This is a genomic window from Pseudoalteromonas sp. APC 3893 (assembly GCF_030408095.1).
GTDB lineage: Bacteria > Pseudomonadota > Gammaproteobacteria > Enterobacterales > Alteromonadaceae > Pseudoalteromonas.
The window spans coordinates 24,237-46,807 of sequence record NZ_JASDCD010000026.1 but is presented as its reverse complement, the minus strand read 5'-3'; the positions used below and the strand labels follow the sequence as shown (position 1 = coordinate 46,807).

At 41.3% G+C, this 22,571-nt stretch carries 14 protein-coding genes; 10 read left to right on the top strand and 4 right to left on the bottom strand.

Annotated elements, in window-relative coordinates; all coding sequences use genetic code 11:
- Positions 1–2: 2 nt before the first annotated feature.
- Together QMA12_RS19465 and QMA12_RS19460 are read right to left on the bottom strand one after the other, a co-directional pair.
- Positions 3–4,049 carry a DEAD/DEAH box helicase gene (locus QMA12_RS19465; RefSeq protein WP_290211177.1) on the bottom strand — a complete coding sequence of 1,349 codons (4,047 nt, stop codon included), beginning with the start codon at positions 4,047–4,049 and terminating at the stop codon, positions 3–5.
- A 105-nt stretch (positions 4,050–4,154) separates the two neighbouring features.
- Positions 4,155–4,709 (bottom strand): short-chain dehydrogenase, encoded by a 555-nt coding sequence (locus QMA12_RS19460; protein WP_290211176.1) that lies wholly within the window; start codon positions 4,707–4,709, stop codon positions 4,155–4,157.
- Positions 4,710–4,831: 122 nt separating this feature from the next.
- Between QMA12_RS19460 and arfB the strand changes: the two genes are divergently transcribed.
- On the top strand, positions 4,832–5,245 hold the full coding sequence (arfB, locus tag QMA12_RS19455) for an alternative ribosome rescue aminoacyl-tRNA hydrolase ArfB (protein ID WP_290211175.1): 414 nt from the start codon (positions 4,832–4,834) through the stop codon (positions 5,243–5,245).
- On the opposite strand, the gene hemH is transcribed toward arfB, so the two are convergent.
- Together hemH and QMA12_RS19445 are read right to left on the bottom strand one after the other, a co-directional pair.
- The gene (gene hemH / locus QMA12_RS19450; protein WP_290211174.1) at positions 5,242–6,261 is read right to left on the bottom strand and encodes a ferrochelatase; all 1,020 of its coding nucleotides are present in this window, start codon (positions 6,259–6,261) and stop codon (positions 5,242–5,244) included. The genes arfB and hemH overlap by 4 nt on opposite strands.
- A gap of 98 nt (positions 6,262–6,359) precedes the next feature.
- Complete coding sequence (locus QMA12_RS19445; protein WP_254911246.1) at positions 6,360–7,661, bottom strand: HD domain-containing phosphohydrolase; 1,302 nt, start codon at positions 7,659–7,661, stop codon at positions 6,360–6,362.
- Between the two features lie 110 nt (positions 7,662–7,771).
- On the opposite strand from QMA12_RS19445, the gene QMA12_RS19440 reads away from it, so the two are divergent.
- From QMA12_RS19440 to QMA12_RS19400, 9 genes are all read left to right on the top strand, one after another.
- Positions 7,772–8,875, top strand: coding sequence for an HDOD domain-containing protein (locus QMA12_RS19440; protein WP_087534121.1), 1,104 nt, complete (start codon positions 7,772–7,774; stop codon positions 8,873–8,875).
- A gap of 234 nt (positions 8,876–9,109) precedes the next feature.
- Positions 9,110–10,063, top strand: coding sequence for an ATP-binding protein (locus tag QMA12_RS19435; RefSeq protein ID WP_290211173.1), 954 nt, complete (start codon positions 9,110–9,112; stop codon positions 10,061–10,063).
- A 103-nt stretch (positions 10,064–10,166) separates the two neighbouring features.
- Positions 10,167–10,817: a UPF0149 family protein gene (locus QMA12_RS19430; protein WP_087534119.1), complete on the top strand. Its 651-nt coding sequence runs from the start codon at positions 10,167–10,169 to the stop codon at positions 10,815–10,817.
- A gap of 296 nt (positions 10,818–11,113) precedes the next feature.
- On the top strand, positions 11,114–13,651 hold the full coding sequence (locus tag QMA12_RS19425) for a TonB-dependent receptor (protein ID WP_290211172.1): 2,538 nt from the start codon (positions 11,114–11,116) through the stop codon (positions 13,649–13,651).
- 83 nt (positions 13,652–13,734) lie between these two features.
- Positions 13,735–14,175: an azurin gene (gene azu, locus QMA12_RS19420; RefSeq protein ID WP_290211171.1), complete on the top strand. Its 441-nt coding sequence runs from the start codon at positions 13,735–13,737 to the stop codon at positions 14,173–14,175.
- Positions 14,176–14,296: 121 nt separating this feature from the next.
- The gene (locus QMA12_RS19415) at positions 14,297–14,497 is read left to right on the top strand and encodes a ribosome alternative rescue factor ArfA (RefSeq protein ID WP_290211170.1); all 201 of its coding nucleotides are present in this window, start codon (positions 14,297–14,299) and stop codon (positions 14,495–14,497) included.
- 424 nt (positions 14,498–14,921) lie between these two features.
- Complete coding sequence (locus tag QMA12_RS19410) at positions 14,922–18,098, top strand: glycosyl hydrolase family 18 protein (RefSeq protein WP_290211169.1); 3,177 nt, start codon at positions 14,922–14,924, stop codon at positions 18,096–18,098.
- Between the two features lie 61 nt (positions 18,099–18,159).
- Positions 18,160–19,764, top strand: coding sequence for a lytic polysaccharide monooxygenase (locus QMA12_RS19405; protein WP_290211168.1), 1,605 nt, complete (start codon positions 18,160–18,162; stop codon positions 19,762–19,764).
- Positions 19,765–19,831: 67 nt separating this feature from the next.
- Complete coding sequence (locus tag QMA12_RS19400; RefSeq protein ID WP_290211167.1) at positions 19,832–22,459, top strand: glycosyl hydrolase family 18 protein; 2,628 nt, start codon at positions 19,832–19,834, stop codon at positions 22,457–22,459.
- The last annotated feature ends 112 nt before the right edge of the window (positions 22,460–22,571 follow it).

Genomic DNA, 22,571 nt, shown 5'->3' with positions numbered 1-22,571 from the left:
GGTTATTGATGCTGTAATAACGCCAATAATTGGTCTTTTGACAATTGTCCTGCATCTCCATTGCCAGAGAGTACTTTATCGGCCAGTGCCTGTTTGTGTTCATGTAATTGCAAAATCTTTTCTTCTATGGTGTTTTGTGCGATCAGTCGATACACAGTAACGGGGCGCGTTTGCCCTAATCTATGTGCTCTATCCGAGGCTTGTTGTTCAACAGCAGGGTTCCACCATGGGTCAAGGTGCAATACATAGTCTGCGGCGGTTAAGTTCAGCCCTGTGCCGCCGGCTTTTAAGCTAATTAAAAATAACGGCGCATCACCTGCTTGAAACTTTTCAACTTGTTGCTTACGTTTATTAGTGCTCATGCTGCCATCGAGGTAGCAGTAATCAATGCCGCGTTTTTGCAGCCGTTGCTCGACTAGTTTTAATACATCAACAAACTGACTGAAAATAAGTGCTTGATGATTATTCTCCAGCAGCTCTTCGATTATTGCTTCTGCGGTATCAAGTTTACTTGAAGGCATTTTACTGTTTTCAAGTAATAACTGGGGTGCAATACATGCGCGGCGTAGTTTGGTTAGTGATGCCAAAATGGTGATATATTGGCTGTCTTCTTGATTGGCTTGCTCAAGTGCATTTAAGCGGGTTGCTTGGTATAAGGCTTGCTCTTTATCGCTTAGGGCAAAGGTCAGGTTTATTTCGGTTTTTTCAGGTAATTCAGTGAGTACCGTTTGTTTATTACGGCGCAGGATAAATGGGGCGATTAAGGTTTTTAAGGTATCGGCCTGTTGCTGGTTTTTATCGGCATTACCAAAGCGCTTTTTAAATACCGGTAAGGTGTGTAAAAAGCCGGGCATTAAAAAGTTAAACAGGCTCCACAATTCCCCTAAGTGATTTTCAATCGGGGTGCCAGAAAGTGCAACTTTAAACTGACCATTTAAAGCAAAGGCGGCCTTGGCTCTTAAGCTCAGTGGATTTTTAATGGCTTGTGCTTCATCGAGCACAATATTTGCAAATTCGTGACTCGCTAATTGCTCACCAATTAAAGGTAGCAGGCCATAGCTAACAATAACTAAATCATTGGCTGTTGCTGAGTTAAGTATTTCATCGCACATACCGGCGTTATCAATGGTTTTTATATTTAATGTAGGGGCAAAGCGTTGTGCTTCAATGGCCCAGTTATGACATACCGATTTTGGTGCAATAACAAGGCTAGCACCTAGGCTGCTGCGAATTTGTAATGCAGTGAGCGTTTGCAAGGTTTTACCGAGCCCCATGTCATCAGCTAAACAGGCGTTTAGGCCCCAATTTGCTAATTGCATTAACCATTTAACCCCGACAATTTGATAGTCACGTAGTGTATTGACTAAATGAGCAGGGATGGTCGGCTCTATAGTTTGGTTAAATTTGGCTAGGCGTTGTTGCCAGCTTTCGCCAAAGGTCACATCGCCCAAATCAGCAACCGTTTGATAAAGCGGCAAAGCCCGAGCATTGGCTATCCGCAATTGCTCAGACTCTTCACTATCTTGTTGCATGCCTTCAAGGCGGTTAAGTAAGTTAGTTAAACGTTGATCTAGAATTAACGATTTATCGTCATCTAAACTTATAATACTGCCACGGCGTGGGGCTTTTAGTAGGGTTTGCAGTGCATAAATATCGCCACTTGGCAGGGAAATATCACCGCTGATACTTAGCCAGTCATTATCGTCGTTTAAGTTTAGTGACAGGTGTTTACTGCTCGCAAGCTTCATTCCTTGGCTGTTTTCGTCCCAGCTTAGTATGAGCGCTTTGTTTTTGTTTGCCTCTTCGAGTGTTTCAATTGCTTGGCTTATATCTGGTGGGATAAAAAATTGTTGCAGCGATGAGTTGAGTTGATGAGTTTTCTCTACAAATACACCATTGAGCTTTTTCAGTAACTTTTTAAAATGGCGGGTTTCAGCTTTTAGATCGCGCTTGATCACAACACTGTTGCTATCAGTGTCGTCGTTATAGACTAAGTTGGTTGCACCTTCACCGGGCTCTAACCATGGGCCATCTACCGTGTAGGGCATGACATAAAAATTAACGTCAATACCTAGTTGAGTCAGTTTGATCACGGCACTAAATTCAAAGTCGCCTAGGCGTACGTTATTTACCTCGGCAAATTCGCTGCGTTGGCTACTTATGTGGTGCTCGTTTGCTAACGTTTTTAGTGCCGCATTGAGCTGTGGTAGTCGCTCTTGTGTAAGGTTATTGGGTTGTTGATCAAATAAGTGTTGTAATTTTCGTTGTTTTTCATCAACAGCAAATACTTGATACGTATTACCATGGCTGTGAGTGAGTAAAAAGTCACCGTCAAAATCATCAATACTGGGTTGTAATACTAGCTTGTAGCAGTCGTTTTTATCTTTTGATATTTCAATGACAAACTCACCTTTTATTATGGTGAGTGGCTCGCCTCGGTGATCTTCTAAATTGGGATAGTCGATTAACGAATGCAATACAGCTGCCGTTGCTTGAACCTCTTTATAGCCAAACCCTGCGTGATTATAAAGAACCTGCACGAGGCTTTTATCGGCTGCTGTTAGCGCCGTTTTATATTGGCTTGCATCTAGGTCATGTACGGCAACCTTACGGCCTTTAGTCCATTCACCTTTGGCATTGAGTTGTTGCACTTTTGCTTGTATTAACGGCAGGTCGAGATGGGTGGTATCAAGTTGCCAAATCACCCGCTGAGATGTTTGTGGCTGCTCTATTTGACTTACCTCTTCGAGCCAACGTTGCCACTGCGGTACGCGTTCAAAGTGCTGTAAAATACCTGTAGCAGGCAATGGAGTATCATCATTTAACCAGTTCGCTAAGTGCATACATTGTTCACCAAGCCAATGTTGATGAAGTGCGGTGGCGTCGAGCAATTGCTTAAGCAATGTTGGTTGCGATCTCAACTCATTAATTTGTGCATCTTCTGCGTACTTCACCAGTGCAATTAAAAAGCAAAATAACGCAGCAATGGCGTTAGGGTTAGCAATTAAGTGTTCAAGTCGTTTAGCTAGGCGGTGGCTTTGAAACTGCGCTATTGGGTCACTATCGAGTAAGTAATCGAGTGCGATACTAGTATAACTGTGCTCGCCCAAATGTTTGTGGTACCACTTTTTACATGTTTCGAGTTGCTTAACGTCGGCAGGTTCGCCGCTCGTAAATAAGCTTAACGTATACAATAAACCGGTGATTTCGCTTGGATAACGACCTTTACCAAATACCTTTCTAAAGCGAGTCAGTGCGCTTTTATATTGCATAATGGCAATATCAGGGCAGCTGCCACCTATCGCGGTATTATTCGCTTCTAAAAAGTAGCCGAGCAGCCAGTCGGTTTTATCTTTAAGTAACTGATCAAACTTGTTCTTTTGTAATAAAACACCCAAGTTTTCATTGTAATAAAGCCGAAAGTCACGCTCAAGCAAAGGCGATGATTTTACTAACTCAGGCCACCCGGGCTGGACTGTTAAATTAAAAAATTGACCACGAATAAAATATGTTAGGCACTCTTGTTGCCACTGCTTAGGGAGTACTTGCCAAAGTTGTTGTGCGTAGAGTGATTGAGCAATTAAATTTAAAAAATGGTCGTCTAACTCTTGGCTTGCATTGATTGGTCTGTTAGCAAAACCTCTATCTGCATTGTCGTAGTGATGCAGCAATACGGTAATAAAATTAAGCGCTCGGTCTTGTTGATGGTAGACGTTGCTAATTTCAATCAAAATTGGGCGAATTAAGACTTTGAGCTGTTCAAGTAAGTTGATAACTATATAACTAACCGCATCAACGGATACTTTATAGTGTGGGCCGTAAGGGAGCTTGTACAGTAAATCCATCTGTTCCAATTGCTCAGTGTAACTAGTTACATCTGATTTTGAGAATGAGTAGCCAGGTTTTAGGTGGCGATAAATTCGCTGTGCTATTTGCTGTGTTGAGTTTTGATAGCCATATGATGATGCACTCAAAAGCTGTGCCAGTAGCACGCAGAGTTGTTTTTGTTGATCTTGAGTTTGGACTCTTGGCAGGGTATTCAATGACATAAAACGGCTAAAGTTAGTACCACAATGGCTTTAGTATAAAGAGGTGTTTATAACAAGCAATAAAAAAGCGACCCGAAAGTCGCTTTTAATAAGTGTGATTTTAAATTATTGCACCATTGAAAACAGCTTTTGTAGCTGTGGCATGTATTCTTGTACAAGTTCTAAGTTGTTTGAACTTACTTGAGGCGCATCAGCAGCATTTGCTGTATTACCTAAACTGCCAATCATAGACGTTGCGCTTTTATCTTTAGAGCCGCTCATACTTTGTAAGCCGCCCATAAGTTGGTTCACTTTTTCTTTATTTTCTGGCGATAAATTACCTTTGATGTTTTCAAGGTAAGCCATTGACACTTCAGAGCCCACAGAGATTAGCTGCTCAGGTGTGAATCCATATTGATTGGTAAGCGCTGCAAACTCTTTGTATAAATCGTTATCTTTGATCATACCTAGCGCGCTTAGTGCCATCGCACCTGACCCTGCTTCTGAGCCACCTAGCATATTACCTAAATCAAGGCTATTTAATGCGTCTTGGTCTTGTGACCAGTCAACAACAGCTGGGAGTGCTTTGATGTAACTTTGTAGATCATTTTCAGTAATATCCTGTGCAAAGCTCGAAAAACTCATTGCTATTAACCCGATTGCAGCTAGTAATTTTTTCATGTTGAAATTCCTTATTAAATATTTCTGTTAAATTGAAGTGTAAAAATCAATAATTTGCCAATGCATAGGCTGATTTAATAACAAATGTTACAATCTAATTTTGACAAAACTAGCTGAACCTAATGTTAATTATTTCAAATACCGTAACTATCGATGAATGGGAAGTCGAATTAACCGCTATTCGTTCCCAAGGTGCTGGTGGACAAAACGTTAATAAAGTGGCTAGTGCGATCCATCTTCGTTTTGATATTAAGCGCTCTAAACTACCAGACTTCTACAAACAACGCTTGTTAAATCTCAATGACAGCCGAATATCTAAAGACGGTGTTATTGTATTAAAAGCTCAAAGCCACCGAACGCAAGAACTCAATAGAGAAGATGCTTTAGGACGCTTGAAGGAGTTGATTGTTGGTGCAACAAAGGTACAAAAATCGCGGCGTGCAACCAAGCCTAGTCGCAGCTCTCAGCGCAAGCGCATGGATAAAAAAACCAAACATGGTCAAACCAAAGCGCTGCGCGGGAATATAAAACTTTAGAGCATTGGTTTTATAACATTGAAGATGGCACTTATATGATCGTCTCGGTCATTTAATGCTGCAATGTAACGGTACTTTTCGCCGCCGGCATGTTCGAATATTTCGCGGTTTTCACTTTCGAGCTCCTCAAGTGTTTCTAAACAATCGGCGCTGAAGGCTGGGCTGATTATTGCAATATCTTTAATACCTTCGCTTGGTAGAGCTTCAAGTGTTGCGTCAGTATAGGGCTTTAGCCATTCAGCTTTACCAAAACGACTTTGAAAGGTGCTGATAACTAAATCTTTATTAAGGCCTAGTTTTTCGACTACAAGCCGAGTGGTTTGCATACATAAACAATAATAGGGATCACCACTTTCCAAAAAACGTTTTGGCATACCATGATATGAAAAAACAAGTTTTTGCGGGGTTCCGTTTGTTTGTAAGTCTTCACTTATGCTATTGGCTAATGATTCAATGTATAACTCATTTTTGTGGTAACCATTAATAAAATGCAGTTCAGGTACCCAGCGCCATTTACGTAGTACTTTTGATACAGCATCAAAAGTTGAGCCTGTGGTGGGGCTTGAGTATTGTGGGTACAAGGGCATGATCACAATACGGGTAAGGCCTTTGTCTCTTAACTGCTCTAAACCAGCTTCAATCGATGGGTTGCCATAACGCATTGCCATGACAACTTCGGTGTCGGTATAGCCCTGGCTTTTAATAAATGCGTCAAGTTTGTCTCGTTGCAGGGAAGTGATATGGGTTAATGGCGAGCCATTTTCAGTCCAAATACTTTTATAAAGTTTAGCTGAGCGCTTTGGTCTTACACGTAAAATAATACCGTGCAGAATAACCATCCAAACTAGGCGTGGTATTTCAACAATACGTGGATCAGATAAAAACTCACGTAAATATGTACGCAGGGCACTTGCAGTAGGCGCGTCTGGGCTGCCTAAGTTGGTCAACAGAATGCCTGTTTTTTGGTTAAAACGCCCATCATGTGGGTTATCAGTAATAGCTGAAAATCGTGACACGCACTGCTCCTTCAAGCAAAATTGAGTCAATTAGGAATAAATTCCTTTAATTTTATAAGGGTATTATAACGAATGAAAGGCTTAATAAGATCACTAAATCACATTGATTTGATCATGATCCTAAATGGGGTCGGTTTTTTAGCTTCTAATTGCTGTAGTTTCTCAATTGATTTAGTGCTGAACTTATGCCCTTTGGGTAGTAGCATAATGCCAGCATGGCTATGCAGTGCATGACCTAGCAACATATTAGGTTTAAGTTTTTGCGCGTTGATTATTTGCATTGAGCCTACTTGAGCCTGTTGCTTAATGAAATTGGTATGGCACTGCTGCAGCGCGGCAACTATTCTAGGGTGATAATAATTACCGCTGTATCTTGCTACACACTCAAGCGCGTATTGATGGCGTTGGTTCTGTTCTAAACTGCTGTGTTCATAGTGATCCCAGTAATCACGTGAAATCGCCAAAATCATCGCACTTAATGGGATCTCATTGCCTTTAATGCCTTTTGGAATACCGTTACCATTGTAGTGCTCATACTGATGGTAAATTGCCTCTGAAACATCGTGTAAGTGGGTCGCTGGCATGAGCATTAACTGGGCGGTACTTGGATGAGTGTAAAATGTTTTTCTTTGTTGCTCATTTAGCTCATGAACTGATTTTTTATATAGTTCAGGATCCATAGCTAATAAGCCAATTTGCGCTAAGTAGCCTGCCATGGAAGCCATTTCGACATTTTTATCTGGTAGATTCAATTCTTTAGCTATTTGGGTACACGTATTGGCAATATTCTGTGCTTTATTGCCATCAAGGTAGGGATTGGCATTAATAAAGTTATATAGCAGCTCTACAGTGCTTCTATGCTCGTTTATTTCATGTGCATTAGCAATTTCTAACTGTTTAAGTACTTGTTTTATTTGTTTGGTACGTTTTTCAACACGCTGCTCTAAAGAGTTATTGAGCTCTTTTAGTTCTTTGTTCTGCTTGGTTACTTTTAGCTGCAGTTGCTGATTTTGCTTTTTTAATTGGTACTTTTCGACACTGTCACTAATTGTGCTTAATAATAGGTTATTTTGCCAAGGTTTTTGTATAAAGCCATGTATTTGGCCTTTGTTAATGGCGTCTAGGGTGGTGTCTATGTCAGCAAAGCCAGTAACTAAAATTCGTTGAGAGTCAGGCGATAGAGTTTTTGCTTGATGAAAAAATTCAGCGCCGTTCATTAGTGGCATACGCATATCACTAATAATGACGGCAAACTCGTGTTGTTCAACTTGTTTTAGTGCCGTTAGTGGCTCCGAGAAGGTTAAAACACTGTAATGCTGACTTTTGAGTAACCGTGATAAAGCGCGAAGCACTATTTCGTCATCGTCTACACATAATATTTGAATTGCTGAATTATCCACATAAACCCCCAGACTATTATTTAAACATAGCGTGGGAAACCGTTTTTATAAACGTGAAAAAAAATTAAAGTGTGCTAATTTTATAAAAAGTAATCATTTATAAGAGTTAGATGCAGGACTTACACAGAATTGCTGTTGTTGAAAGCGACCCTTTATTACAAAGGGCGTTGCGTAAAGCATTACAAAATGTTGATTCATCAATGCAGATTACTCTCATAAACGAACAACAACTGGATGAGCAACTATTTAAAGAGAAATATTTTGATGTCGCATTTATTAGTGTCAGTGTTGAAAATGAGCAATTCACACATGCATTGCTCGTTTTTTTACAACAGCAGAGTCCATTGACTGTTCGTTGCTTATTAAAAGGTGTAACGTCAAAAGAGTGGAATTGGCAGCTGGATGACAACATACATTTTTGTTTAGCTAAACCATATAGTCATGCAGATCTAAGACATGTAATAAATTGTACAGCGCAAGTCAAAGCTCTGCCGATTGATACACCAGCAAAAATGCTGCTTGGTAAAATGAAAAACTTGCCAGTTATGCGCCAGCAAATAACAGCAATTATGGAGGCGTTTGCAGCGAACCCTGTTGAAATTCCTATTATTGCTGAGTTAATCTCTAACGAGCCAGCTTTAAGCGGCAGAGTGATTCAAATAGCTAATTCTGCTTTTTTAGGTTTTTCTAGTGAGACCGTTAACCTTAAACTGGCATTGGCAAGAATTGGTACTACCGCTTGCCATGCTTTGGTTATTCATACTGAAGCACATAACCATTATCAACACCAATTAGCTGAGCAGCTACTAGCTAAAATTACCTTAGATGCTTTTGCTAAAGCAAATCAAGCCCGTAAATTTGCCATTAAATTAGGTTTAACCGCGAAACAAAAAGATACCGTTTTTATATTGGGCTTATTAAGTGGCATTGGTGCAATGGCACTTACTGTATTTGCAAAGGGGTTTAGTGAATCACACTTCTTAAACCAAGAGTTGGTGTCAGCATATATTCTTAATTTATGGGGATTTACACCAACAATAACAGAAAATATGTTGCTGCCAGATCATTTAAATCAGGTAACGAGTATTGAAATGGCGGTGCACTTTTTGGCAAAAATGTATGTGGAGGAGCAGAAAATCGATTTTACACCGAGTGAACTAGAGGCTATGGCTGAATTGGGCTTGTCAGATTTGATTTCAGATTTTGTACCCTAATGAAAGGTTGTATTTTTCAGGCGTTAGAGAGTTTAGTATTAAAACATCGAAATATGGCTTTTTGGAATGCACTTGTTTACTCATTTAATGCATCACTATCAAGTGGTCGTTAGTCAATATCAGCATTTTGAGGCGTTAATTTTAATATGCAAATAAAAATAGAGCATCCTAAGTGTCAACACCGAGGCGATGAGATGTGTGTGTTAGATATTTTTTATAAATCAGTGCTAAAAAATGACTGATAATAACGAAGACTACCAACAAGCGTACTTACGAGAGCGTTCAGCGAGAATGCAAGCAGAACAACTCGTTGAAGACAAAAGCCGTGTTTTGTACGCGTTGAATCAAGAGTTGGTGAAAAAGGTTGCTGATCTAGAGCATCAACAACAGCTATTTATTCAAGCAGAAAAAATGGCCACTTTAGGGACTCTATCTGCTGGCATCGCCCATGAAATAAATAACCCGCTAGCCTATGCAATGAGTAATATTGAGTGCTTACAAGGCACCCGTTTAGTCTTAGATAAGCTACTTAAATTAAATCATGAGTTTATAGCGGGTGAACTCACTGAAACTGAACTTAAAACAGCGCTAATACAAATACAAACACCGCAGTCATTTAGTCAGATACGTGAGGATGTTCAAGAATTAATAGATGACAGCAGCGAGGGCCTGCGACGAATTAATACTATTGTGCGTAACTTACTTAACTTTGCCCGTCCGAGTAATAATGAAAAACAGCTCGCGGATATGAGTGACAGTGTTAAAAATGCGCTTAAATTATTAAAAAACCAGTTGAGTAGCTGCAAAGTGAGCACAGATATCCGGCCTTTACCGCTTACCTGGTGTAATTTGGCGAGTATAAATCAAGTGGTTGTAAATCTATTGATTAATGCCAAGCATGCTTGTGATATGGCTTTGCATGATAAAGGGCATATTCATGTAGCTGTAGGTTTTGCAGACGAGAAAATCAGTATTACGGTTTCTGATAACGGTTGTGGTATGAGTGAAGAGGTAAAAATGCAGATTTTTAATCCTTTTTTTACCACCAAGCCTGTTGGGACGGGCACTGGTATGGGGATGTCTATGGTTTATACTATGGTTACAGACCATCAGGGTATTATTGAAGTACACAGTGCTGAGCATGAAGGTACTCAAGTTCGCTGTGTCTTTCCAGTTATTAGTAATTAAGTTGTTCTAAGAAACTATTTTTAAAATTGTTTGAATTTAAACCATTAAGTCACTAGTGTGGTAAAGCAGTTAGAGCTTACGTTAAATTAATCAGGACTAAATTATGATCAACGAGAAAAGCATTCTGGTGCTTGAAGATTTTTTGCGCCAGCATACTGAGCTAAACCAAGTAAATACTCATCATGTTTTAGGTTTTATGAGCGGTTTATTGGCATGTTCAGAGTTTTATGGTGAATCAGTGATTGCGAATTATATCGCAGATGATAATGAGCAAGCTTATAGCTTGCTAATGAATGATTCAAAAGAACGTGATGCGTTGATCACGGTCCTAGACAATGTCACTGAAGCGCAGGTTGAGCAAACTCATATACTTAAGCAAATATACCCGCATGACACTAATGCACAGGCACCGAGTGAGCCATTGCAGCAATGGTGTAGTGGTTATTTAGCGGCATATTTAGTTAATCAAGAGGTGTGGCAGCAGGATTTTAACTTTTTACTGAATGTTGATAAACAGCAAGCTGCTGTTGATACTGATGGGCAACTATTTATAGACAACTTTGAGGCGACTTTAAATTTGCTTGCGACTTTTGCAATGTGGCCAGACGCGCTGAAAGAACACCCTGAGCCAGAAACATTAAACAGTGGCTTTAACGTTTTATATGCAGGTTTAGATGAAAGCTTAGTGTCGATTGCATCAATGGCACTGATGCTTGAGGATGAAAAACTCGCTCTTTGGGAAGAAGAGGGTTAATAGAGTAGCTCTATAATAAATTTTCACTTAAGCATGATTTGAATAATCATGCTTTTTTTTGTCTAAATTTCAATCAAAATAATTCCATAATGAAAAATTTAGATAAAAAATGCATATTTCGACCATCGCCGCAGCTAAATATGTTTCTTTTTATACACAGATGTTGCTAGGATGTTCCTAAGTCGTTATTTAACTTTAAAGTGCAAATTTTTAAATAGCGAACCAAACAATAATTTTATATCAACTTGCTAGTGCTGCAATCCACTAGCAAAGATGAATTACAGGGTCGAACACACATGACAACACTTCGTTTTAGTACTATTGCAGTAGCCGTTGGCTTAGCGTTTACTGCACCAACAATATTAGCGCAAGATGCGCAAGTACAAGCTGATAAAAATATCGAGCAAATATCAGTTTTAGGATCGCGGGTATCAAACCGTACCGTGACAGAGTCATCTTCACCAATTGATTTAATTGATGCTGACACATTAAATAAAGGTGGCTTTACTGAGCTTGGCCAAAGTTTGCAAGCGACAGCGCCTTCATTTAACTTTTCTCGTACTCAAGTATCAGATGGCTCGGATCTGTTCCGCCCTGCGACATTGCGAGGGTTACAACCCGATCAAACCTTGGTTTTAGTAAATGGTAAACGCCGCCATAATCAATCAATTTTTGGCCTTGTGGGCACCGTGGGAGCAGGGGCCGCGGGTACTGATATGAATGCTATACCATTATCTGCATTAAATGGTGTTGAAGTATTACGTGATGGTGCCGCTGCACGTTATGGTTCAGATGCAATTGCGGGTGTGATCAACCTTTCATTAAATGACTCAACGGGTATTACCACAGGCTATGTGCAAATGGGCAGCACGGGTGAAGGTGATGGCGATACGGTATCAATGGGGTTAAATCGTGGTTTTGATTTAGGTGATGAAGGCGGGTTTATTAATTTATCACTTGAATATCGCGATGCCGATGGTACTAACCGAGCAGAGCGAGATATAGGTGGCTCGTCAGATGTGCCATTTGGCACTTTATCTGATGATGTACGTTGGGGCCAAGGTAACTCAGCCAGTGAATTTACCTCATTATTTTATAATATGTCTTTGCCGATGGGTGACACTGAGTTGTATTCATTTGGTGGTTATTCTGAGCGTACGGCACTTGGTAATGGCTTTTACCGTAATTTTGATGCTGCGGCAAAAAATGTAACGCAAGTATACAGTGATGGTTTTTTACCGCGTATTTATAATGAAGCTGAGGATATTTCATTAGCAGTCGGAGTTAAAGGGGAAATCAATCCAGATTGGGGATACGATGTATCCACAGTTTATGGTGAAAACCAATATGACTTTACTTCACGTAATACTTTAAATGCCTCGTATGCTGCTGAGTATGTGTTTAATAACCCAGATGCCAGCGATGCAGACATTGCCGCTAACTCAGGCCCTAATGGTGGATATTCCGGTGGTTTCCGCTTTGATCAAACCACAGTCAATGCCGATATTAATGGCATTATTGATATTGGTCGTAGTGAGCCCATTTATCTGTCATTCGGCGCTGAATACCGTAAAGAAAACTATCAAATAGTGCCTGGTGATGAAGCATCATATGCATGTGGTTTAGTGAATCAGAATATTGTTTACCCTTCAGCAAATGATCCAAGTACCTCGGCTGAGTGTGGTTTCCAAGCTTACAATGGTTTACGCCCTGAGGCATCAAATAGCCAAAGTCGTAATAGTCATGCACTTTATGTTAATGCTGAGACGATGATCACGGATGCGTGGAATATCAGTACCGCACTTCGTTATGAAGACTTCTCAGACGCGGGTGATGATATTATTGGTAAGCTTGCATCTCGTTACGAATTGAATGATGATTTTGCTGTGCGTGGTGCGATTTCTAGTGGTTTTAGAGCACCTTCATTACAACAAAGTGCATATACAGCTTTTACAACAAACTTAGGTGATGGTGGTGTACTGGAACAATCATTTATCGCTAAAGCAGGATCAGATCTTCCCGTCGCTTTAGGCGTTGAAAGCTTAGAACTAGAAAGTTCTAAAAATGTTAGTTTTGGTTTTGTTTATGATGTAAGTAGCGAGTTATCATTAACCGTTGATTTTTACCATACAGCAATAAAAGATCGTATTACTTTGGGTAACTTTATGAAGGCCGAAGATCTTGCGTTTAGCCCTGCGGCTGTTGCTGCACTTAATGCTACAGGAGCAGATCAAGCCGCTTATTTCTCAAATTCAGTTGATTCAACCACCAAAGGCGTGGATATCATTGCCTCATACCGTACAGATTTATATGATGGTGACTTTTCTGCAACATTTGCGGGTAATATTAATCGCACATACATTGATAAAGTAAATGCCCCCACAGGCGTCCCTAAAGAGATTGCTTTAGATGATATTCAACGTAGCTTTTTAACCGATGGACAGCCAGGAGAGCGTGGCACACTAACGTTTGATTATGAACGTGATGCAATGAGTGCCATGCTGCGGTTTAATTACTTTGGCAAAACAGATGTTAAGTACTTTGGTAATGATCACATAGGGTTACCTGATGAGTTATCACCAACGGGTGAATTTAAAGATACCAGTGTTGTAGAATCAGCCGTACTAGTGGACATAAACGTGGGTTATGATTTAAGTGAATCACTCACTTTGAATGTCGGCGTTGATAATTTATTTGATGTAACACCTGATGAGTTAGGCCAAGATGAAGCACTTGATTTTATAACCAATCAAGCATTTAAATACCCTGTAAGGGCATTACCTTATGGCTTTGATGGCATGACGTATTATGCAAAAGTAAGTTTTAGCTTTTAACAGTTAAATTTCGCACCTAAAACCTTGAATGAGAATTAATATCAGTATAGTCTATTGGTAACTATTCTTATTTAAGGTTTGCTATGTTTAAATCATTACTGTTGTTTGGCTCTTTAATGTTTGCGTTTACTGCTAGTGCCAATTGTGAGCTGAGCATTTCAGCAAACGATGCAATGCAATTTTCGAGTAAATCACTCGAAGTAGATAAAAGTTGTAAAAGCGTTAAATTAACACTCACTCATACAGGCCAATTACCAATTAATATTATGGGCCATAACTGGGTATTAAGTGCCAGTGCAGACGTTAAGGGTGTTGCCATTGCAGGCATGCAAGCCGGTGTTGATAACAGTTATGTTCCAACAAACGACCCAAGGGTGTTAGCTGTAACAAACGTTGTGGGCGGCGGTGAGTCAACGACGATTGAGTTTTCAATTGAGCAATTAAGTGCTGAGCAATCTTATAAATTCTTTTGTTCTTTTCCTGGCCATTTTGCTGTGATGCAAGGAGACTTCAAACTAATTTAAGCTGAAAAAAATTAGTAAAAGTTAGTTGCAAATAAGCTATTTACCCCTACAATCCGCAGCAAGCACGATGAGCGTGCTTGTTATCTATTTATTATTTTTTATTTATAAAACTGGAAGCGTTATGAAGAAACAACAACGAGGCAAACAGCCTCAAAATAACTCGGTAGATACCGGTCGTGGTGTTATCCGTGATAATGCATTAGCGGCATTAGTTACCTCTAAAATATTTAAACCACAAATTGTTAAAGCTAAAAAAGGCAAAGGCTCATATCAACGTAACAATAAACATGCAGGACGAGAGTCCTATTTCATCGCTGCTTAAAATAGTTGTGATCAAATAGCACTTTCTGCCATAGCAAAAATTGAATCCTGCTTAGACAATCTTTTTCTAAGCAGGATTTTTTGGTTATATATACTACAATAATTCTTCTTCTTGTACCCTTAACTCACTTTACGTCCCCGTAAAGATGGCTAGACACCTTGAAAATACTCGCCCTTCAGGGTTAACACTTTGTTAACTGTGAGTTCATTTTTAATGTGCGAAATTACCCGTTATTTATACAAGATGATTTTTAAATCAATCCTAAAGTATGTATTTTTATTTTTTTGGTCGCTTTTTTGTGCTGGTTTTTTGTTTTAATTGATCCTGTTATTTTATCGTTTTTGTTGACGTATAGGTAAGTTGTGTTAGCTTTGGTGATAGTTGTAAATTAAATGTTATTTTTAACCCCTGGGCGGAGGAGCAAATGAGCTCACGTAATATAATAAAAAATGCTTTCAAACTAAGTGCTTTATCACTTAGTGCGATAGGCTTAAGTGCACATGCAGCTGTAGATTGCAGCGCATTAACAACCTGGCAAGCAGGTCAAACCCATACAGGAGGAAGCCAAGTTCAAGCGCAAGGTAATGCGTATGAAGCAAAGTGGTGGACACAATCAAACCCTGTTGAAAATGCTGGTCAATGGCAAGAGTGGAAAAATTTGGGTGCCTGTGACAGCGCTGTCACAGAGAATGAAATCCCAACAGTTACCGCTTTAGCACCGGCAGATGGTTCTCAATTTGCCGATAAAGACAGCGTTGTCATGTCGGCGCAAGCAACAGACCTTGATGGTTCAGTGGTGAGTGTTGAGTTTTTTGTTGATGGAAATTCAGTGGCTGTTGATAACACTGCACCGTTTAGCACAAGTTGGGACGCTGTTGCTGGAACTCATCAAATCAGCGCGGTAGCAACGGACGACAAAGGTGCGTCTTCTGCAGAAGTTGTAAACACGGTGAGCGTGTCTGATGCGGTGATTATTGATCCTGTTAATCAAGCGCCTGTGGCATCAATTTCATTTAGCACATTACCTGATCAACTCATTGTTGGCTCACAAGTGGTATTTGCGCTTTCAGGTAGTGATAGTGATGGCCAAGTAACGGCATTGAGCTTTGCTGCGAATGGTATTGATGTTCATCAAGCGAGCTCTGCATCAAGCAGTTATGCATGGCAAGCAACGGCGTTAGGTCAAGCAACGTTTACGTTGACGGTAACTGATAATGAGGGTGCAACAGCGCAAACGACAAAAGTGTTAACCGTTGTTGAAGAAAATACAGGCCCTATTACTGACACTGATTGTCGCCCGCAGGGGTTGTATCAAACACCGGGTGTGAATACTCCTTACTGTACAGTGTATGATACTGATGGTCGTGAGATCATGGGCGCTGATCATCCTCGTCGTGTTATTGGTTACTTCACTAGCTGGAGAAATGGCGCAAATGGCCAACCAAGCTACTTAGTGAATGATATTCCATGGGACAAAATTACCCATATCAACTATGCTTTTGCCCACGTTGACGCAAACAATAAAGTGTCAATTGGTGACCCAACCTCTGAAAATAACCCGGCGACCAATATGGAATGGCCTGGTGTAGTTGGCGCAGAAATGGACCCTGAATTTGCTTATAAAGGTCACTTCAATCTATTAAACAAATATAAAAAACAACATCCGCATGTAAGAACATTGGTATCTGTTGGTGGTTGGGCTGAAACCGGTGGTTACTTTGATGATACTGGCCGTGTAGAAAGTGGTGGTTTTTATACCATGACAACCAATGCTGATGGCTCAGTAAACCACGCTGGTATTAATGCATTTGCCAAGAGCTCGGTCGAGTTTATAGAAAAGTATGGCTTTGACGGTGTCGATATCGATTATGAATATCCGTCGTCAATGAATGATTCAGGTCATCCTGATGATTTTCCTATCTCAAATGCACGTCGTGCAGGTTTGAATGCATCGTATCAAGTATTGATGAAAAAGTTGCGTGAAGAATTAGATATTGCCGGTGAAGCAGCTGGTAAACACTATTTACTAACAATAGCTTCTCCGTCATCAGGTTATTTACTACGTGGCATGGAAACATTCCAAACAGTTAAATACCTCGATTATGTAAATATCATGTCGTATGACTTACACGGTGCGTGGAACTCACATGTTGGCCACAATGCAGCTTTGTTTGATACTGGCTTAGATTCAGAGCTTGCTCAATGGAACGTATACGGTACTAAAGAGTTTGAAGGTATTGGCTATCTGAACACTGATTGGGCCGTACGTTACTTCCGCGGTGCTATGTCTGCGGGTCGTATCAATATTGGTTTACCGTATTATACCCGTGGCTTTAAAGACGTAAGTGGTGGAACGAATGGTCTGTGGGGCCAAGCTGCATTACCTAACCAAGCCGATTGTGCTAAAGGCACCGGCGTTGGTGAAAAGAACAAATGCGGTAATGGTGCTGTAGGTATCGACAATTTATGGCATGACAAAAATGATGTTGGTGAAGAAATGGCTGCAGGCTCTAATCCATTGTGGCATGTGAAGAACCTTGAAAATGGCATTGTAGGTACGTACCTTGGCGTATATGGCTTAACACCAGAGGCGGACGTTAATGATCAACTAACGGGTACTTATGCGCGTCATTATGACAGCGTTGCCGTTGCACCTTGGTTATGGAATGCCGATAAAAAAGTATTCTTATCGATTGAAGATGAAGAGTCGATGGCGACTAAAGTTGATTACGTCATTAACAACGGCCTTGGCGGTATCATGTTCTGGGAATTAGCAGGGGATTTTGATTATGACTCAGCTAAAGGCGAATACTTCATGGGTTCTACTTTGACTTCACTTGCGTATGACAAGTTTAATCAAAGTGGCGTAGCGTATGACGTACACGGCGGTAACCCTAACTTTACTGTGCCAGCAGAAGCGGTAGATATTACATTTGAAGCGAAAGACTTCCCAATTGGTGATGATAACTACCCAATTAGCCCGACCTTTGCATTTACTAATAACTCAAGCCTTGATTTAAGCGGTGCAAAAATTTCGTTTGATGTGCCTGTTTCAACGTCGGCTATTTTTAAATCTAACTGGAATGCACAAGAAAAACTTGGCATGGCAGTGGAAGTTAATGGCTCAAATGCTGCGGGTAACAACATTGGTGGTTTTGAAAATGAGTTCCACCGTTTTTCTATCACACTTAACAATGAGTGGGGCGGTGAGCCGAAAGACTTTAGTGCCGGCGCAACGGTTAATGCTCAAGTAATGTACTACATGCCAATTACCGGTCCGAGTAACTTCACTATTGAAAAAGATGGCAAAGTGTACGCTTTCAAAGCGGAATACCCAATGCTTCCAGATGCTACGCCAGGTAATGGCGGTGGTGACACCGGTGGCGGTACAGGTGGAGATACCTCTGGTACGTGTGAAGGTTTAGCAATTGCTGATATTGCGGTTTATCCAAACTTCTCGCAAACCGATTGGGCGGGCAACCCAAGCCATGCAACAGGCGGTGACTTAATGGTTCATAACAACGGCGTTTATAAGGCCAAGTGGTGGACAAGTTCAGAGCCAGGTACAACGGCTGATTGGACTAAAAGTTGTAGTCTGTAATTTATAGCAATAAGGGGTAAGCATGTACTTGCCCCACACTGCGTCTTTAAAGGACAAAACAATGACATCAATTAAATTAAACACACTTTTATTATCGGCAGTAGCAAGCACCGTGTTACTGGCTATTATGCCAACCAACGTGCAAGCGCATGGTTATATGGATAGCCCAAAAGCGCGTCAAGCGTTTTGCCAAGCGGATGGCGGCTACTGGTGGCCAGAAGATGGCACGAATATCCCTAATTTAGCGTGCCGCGCAGCATTTTTAGAGTCAGGTACTGTGCAGTTTGTACAAGACATTGAGTTTTCGGCTAATGTTCCTGACTACCTCAATCAAACGGCGGTAGAAACTACAGTGCCAAATGGATCGTTATGTGCCGGTGGTGACAATGCGAAACGAGGTATGGATTTACCGTCAGCTCATTGGCAGCGCAGTGATGTGGTGCCCAATGCCAATGGTGATATTCAAATTCGTTACCTTGCTGCAACACCACATAACCCAAGCTTTTGGCAGTTTTACCTAACCAAACCTAGCTTTGATGCGGCAACAGATATTTTAACCTGGGCTGATCTTGAGCTAGTGCAAGAGCACAGTAATATCGAGGTTATTAAAGACACCGACGGTAAACGTTATTACAAAATGAGTGTTGCTATCCCTCAAGGAAGAAGCGGTGACGCTATTTTGTATAGTCGTTGGCAGCGTAACGATGTGGTTGGCGAAGGTTTTTACAACTGCAGTGACATTAATATTGTTAGTGATGCCGGACCAACCGATCCTAATGTATGGACCAGTGTTGGCTATTTTGTTCGCCAAGGACAAGATGCCATTGCGGGCGATACTGTTTGGGCACGTTTATTTGATGAAACGGGGCAAGAGGTTATAAATCAGCAGCTTAGAATTAGTGCCGATAATCAAGCGAATTGGCAACAAGTACTGGCAGAGAAGCTCAACCTTGATTATGCCCATTTAGTGCAAATTGGGGTGCAAAACCAAGCTGGCGATGTGCACTTTAATGCCAGTGATGTGCTCACTAATCAAGTGTACAGCAGTAATGAAAATTACAGCTATACCTTAAGCGTACAGAGTGCGCCTAGTAACACTGCACCAATAGTTCATCCACCGGCTGATTTAGTGGTTGATGAAAACACCAGTACAGCGGTGCATCTACATGCTTTTGATGATGAGCAAAGTGAATTAACTTACACCTGGTCAGTGCCTGCACCATTGAGTTTTACCGGTGGTGATGCAAACATCAATTTAATCTCGCCTGAGGTATCAGCAACTACTGACTACACCGTTTCGGTGTCGGTATCTGATGGTCAATTAACGACTCAAACCAGCTTCAAGGTCACCGTTAATGATACTAGCGTAGTCGATCCTGTTGATCCGAATGTGCCTGCATGGGACAGCACAACAGTTTACAACGCCAATGACAAAGTAAGTTTTGCTGGCATTGTGTATATCGCTAAATGGTGGAACCAAGGTCAGCAGCCTGACAGCTCTAATGCGTGGGAGTCTCAAGCACAACCAGAAACATCGGTTACTTGGAATAGCGGTAAAGCCTATCAAGCTGGCGCCGAAGTAACGCATCAAGGACAGCGCTATCGCGCTAAATGGTGGACTCAAGGTGATGCACCTGGACAAGCCAATGTATGGACTCAGCTTTAACTAAAAACCTAAGTTTTGTAGTTCAAACTTATTAAATAATTACATTAATAATGGATAAGAGAGAAATATGAATATTAAACAATTAAGTGCAGCTATTGGTGTTGCTTTATTTGCCAGTGCTGCAACGGCAGCGCCTTCAACCCCTAGCATTAGCTGGGAGCCACAACAATATTCATTTGTTGAAGTGGATCTTGAAGGGAATGGTTCATATAAGCAACTCGTTACCCGTGTAGAGCAAGTAAACATAAGCATAAAATGGAGTGCTTGGAGTGGTGACGGTGGCGACAGCTACAAAGTTTATTTTGATGACATGCTTGTTAATGAAGGTGCACTGAGTGCAGGTTCTAAGACTGGCACTATTTCATTCCCGTATGATAAAGCGGGTCGTCACACTATGTATGTTGAATTATGTGAAGGCGGTACAACGTGTGCACGTAGTGCAGGTAAACCAATTGTAATTGCCGATACGGATGGCGGACATTTAGCGCCACTCCCTATGGATGTTGATCCTAATAACCGCGATATTGGTACTAAAGAAGGCTTAGTAACGGGTGCTTATTTTGTTGAATGGGGTATTTACGGTCGTGACTACGATGTAACGAATATGCCTGCTCAAAACCTGAGCCATATTTTATACGGCTTTATTCCAATTTGTGGTGAGAACGCATCGTTAACTGGTGGCCCTAAACGTGCACTTGATACAGCTTGTGCAGGCTCTGCTGATTATGAAGTGGTTATTCATGACCCATGGGCTGCTGTGCAAAAGGCATTGCCAGGTGTAGATTCAAAAGATCCGATCCGCGGAACTTACTCGCAGTTAATGTCGTTAAAACAACGTTACCCTGATCTAAAAATTCTACCATCAGTAGGTGGTTGGACTCTATCTGACCCATTTGGTGGTTTTACTAATAAAGCAAACCGCGACACGTTTGTGGCCTCAATGGAAGAGTTTTTAAGAACGTGGAAGTTTTACGATGGTGTAGATATCGATTGGGAATTCCCTGGTGGTGATGGCCCGAACCCTGATATCGGTGATCCAATCAATGATGGCCCTGCATATGTTGCACTAATGCAAGAGCTACGCGCCATGCTAGATAAACTAGAGGCTGAAACTGGTCGTACTTATGAATTAACCTCAGCAATTGGTGCAGGTTATGACAAGATTGAAGATGTTGATTACCAAGCGGCTAGTCAGTATATGGATTACATTTTCGCCATGACTTATGACTTCTACGGCGCATGGAGTAATGTAACCGGTCACCAAACTGCACTTTATTGTGGTGAGCACATGAGTGCAGGCCAATGTAACGGTACTGGCCTTGACGAAAATGGCGAGCCGCGTAAAGGACCTGCTTATACGACTGATAATGCTATTCAGTTATTGTTAGCGCAAAATGTACCTTCGAAGAAAATTGTTGTTGGTGCCGCTATGTACGGCCGTGGTTGGGAAGGTGTTTATCCACAAAATGCTACAATCGATGGTAATCCAATGACTGCCCCAGGTAATGGCAAGTTAACAGGCTCAACTGCGCAAGGTGTGTGGGAAGACGGTGTTATTGATTATAAAGGCGTTAAAGCGCACATGATTGGCGCTGCTGGCACCGGTATTAACGGTTTTGAAGTGGGTTACGACGACCAAGCTCAAGCTGCTTATGTTTGGAACCGCTCTACTGGTAAATTGATCACTTACGATAGTCCTGAGTCAGTTATTGCTAAAGGTAATTATGTTAAAGAGCATAACCTAGGCGGCTTGTTTGCTTGGGAAATTGATGCAGATAATGGCGATATCTTAAACGCGATGCACGATGGCTTAGGTGGTGTGGTTAACCCGCCAAGTAATAAAAAGCCAGTGCTTTCAGTTTCAAGCACAGTATCGGTTAACTCGGGTGAAAGTGTTACCGTTACAGCATCGGCAACGGATGCTGACAACGATCCTCTTAGCTTTAGCTGGACTGCAGACAGTGCGTTAATTCTTTCAGGTCAAAATACAGCTTCTGTTGCTATTACAGCACCTGCTGTGACTGTAGACACGCAATTTGTTGCGACTGTTGCGGTATCTGACGGTGAAGCGACTGTTAGTCGTGATGTTGTGGTGAATGTAATTGCACCAACAACAGGTGGTAACACAGCACCAAGAGTTGACGCTATTGCTGATGTAGCGGTTGAAGAAGGCGCCTCTGCAGCTGTTGCAGTTGTAGCGAGCGATGCGCAAAACGATGCACTTACCTACACTTGGACTGTGCCAGCTGGTTTAACACTGGTCGGAACGGGGGCTAACGTTAGCTTAGAAGCTGATAATGTTGATGCTGATACAAGTCTGACGGTATCTGTAGCAGTAAGCGATGGTGAGTTTACAACCACTCAAAGTTTTACAGTCACAGTAACAAACACAGATACAACTGTGCCGCCGACTGGTAGCTGGGATGAAAACGCTGTATACGTAAGTGGCGATGTAGTTACTTATAATGGTGTTGAGTACAAAGCGAAATGGTGGACTCAAGGTAACCGTCCTGATTTAGGCGGTGTGTGGGAAGCAACAACTCAGCCTGTAGATGATACTGGCAGTGTTGTATGGCAATCATCAGCTGTTTACAATACTGGTGATGAAGTTTCCCATAATGGCAATAAATACCAAGCTAAGTGGTGGACTCAAGGAAATGTGCCTGGCTCAGCTGACGTATGGAAATTACTTTAATGTAAATGCTGCTTAGCCTACTTCTAGGCAGCTATTTAAAGTACCTTTACCCATTCAAAGCAGCTTTTTAGCTGCTTTTTTTGTGTTTCAAGCAGTATGTTCCATATTGTAG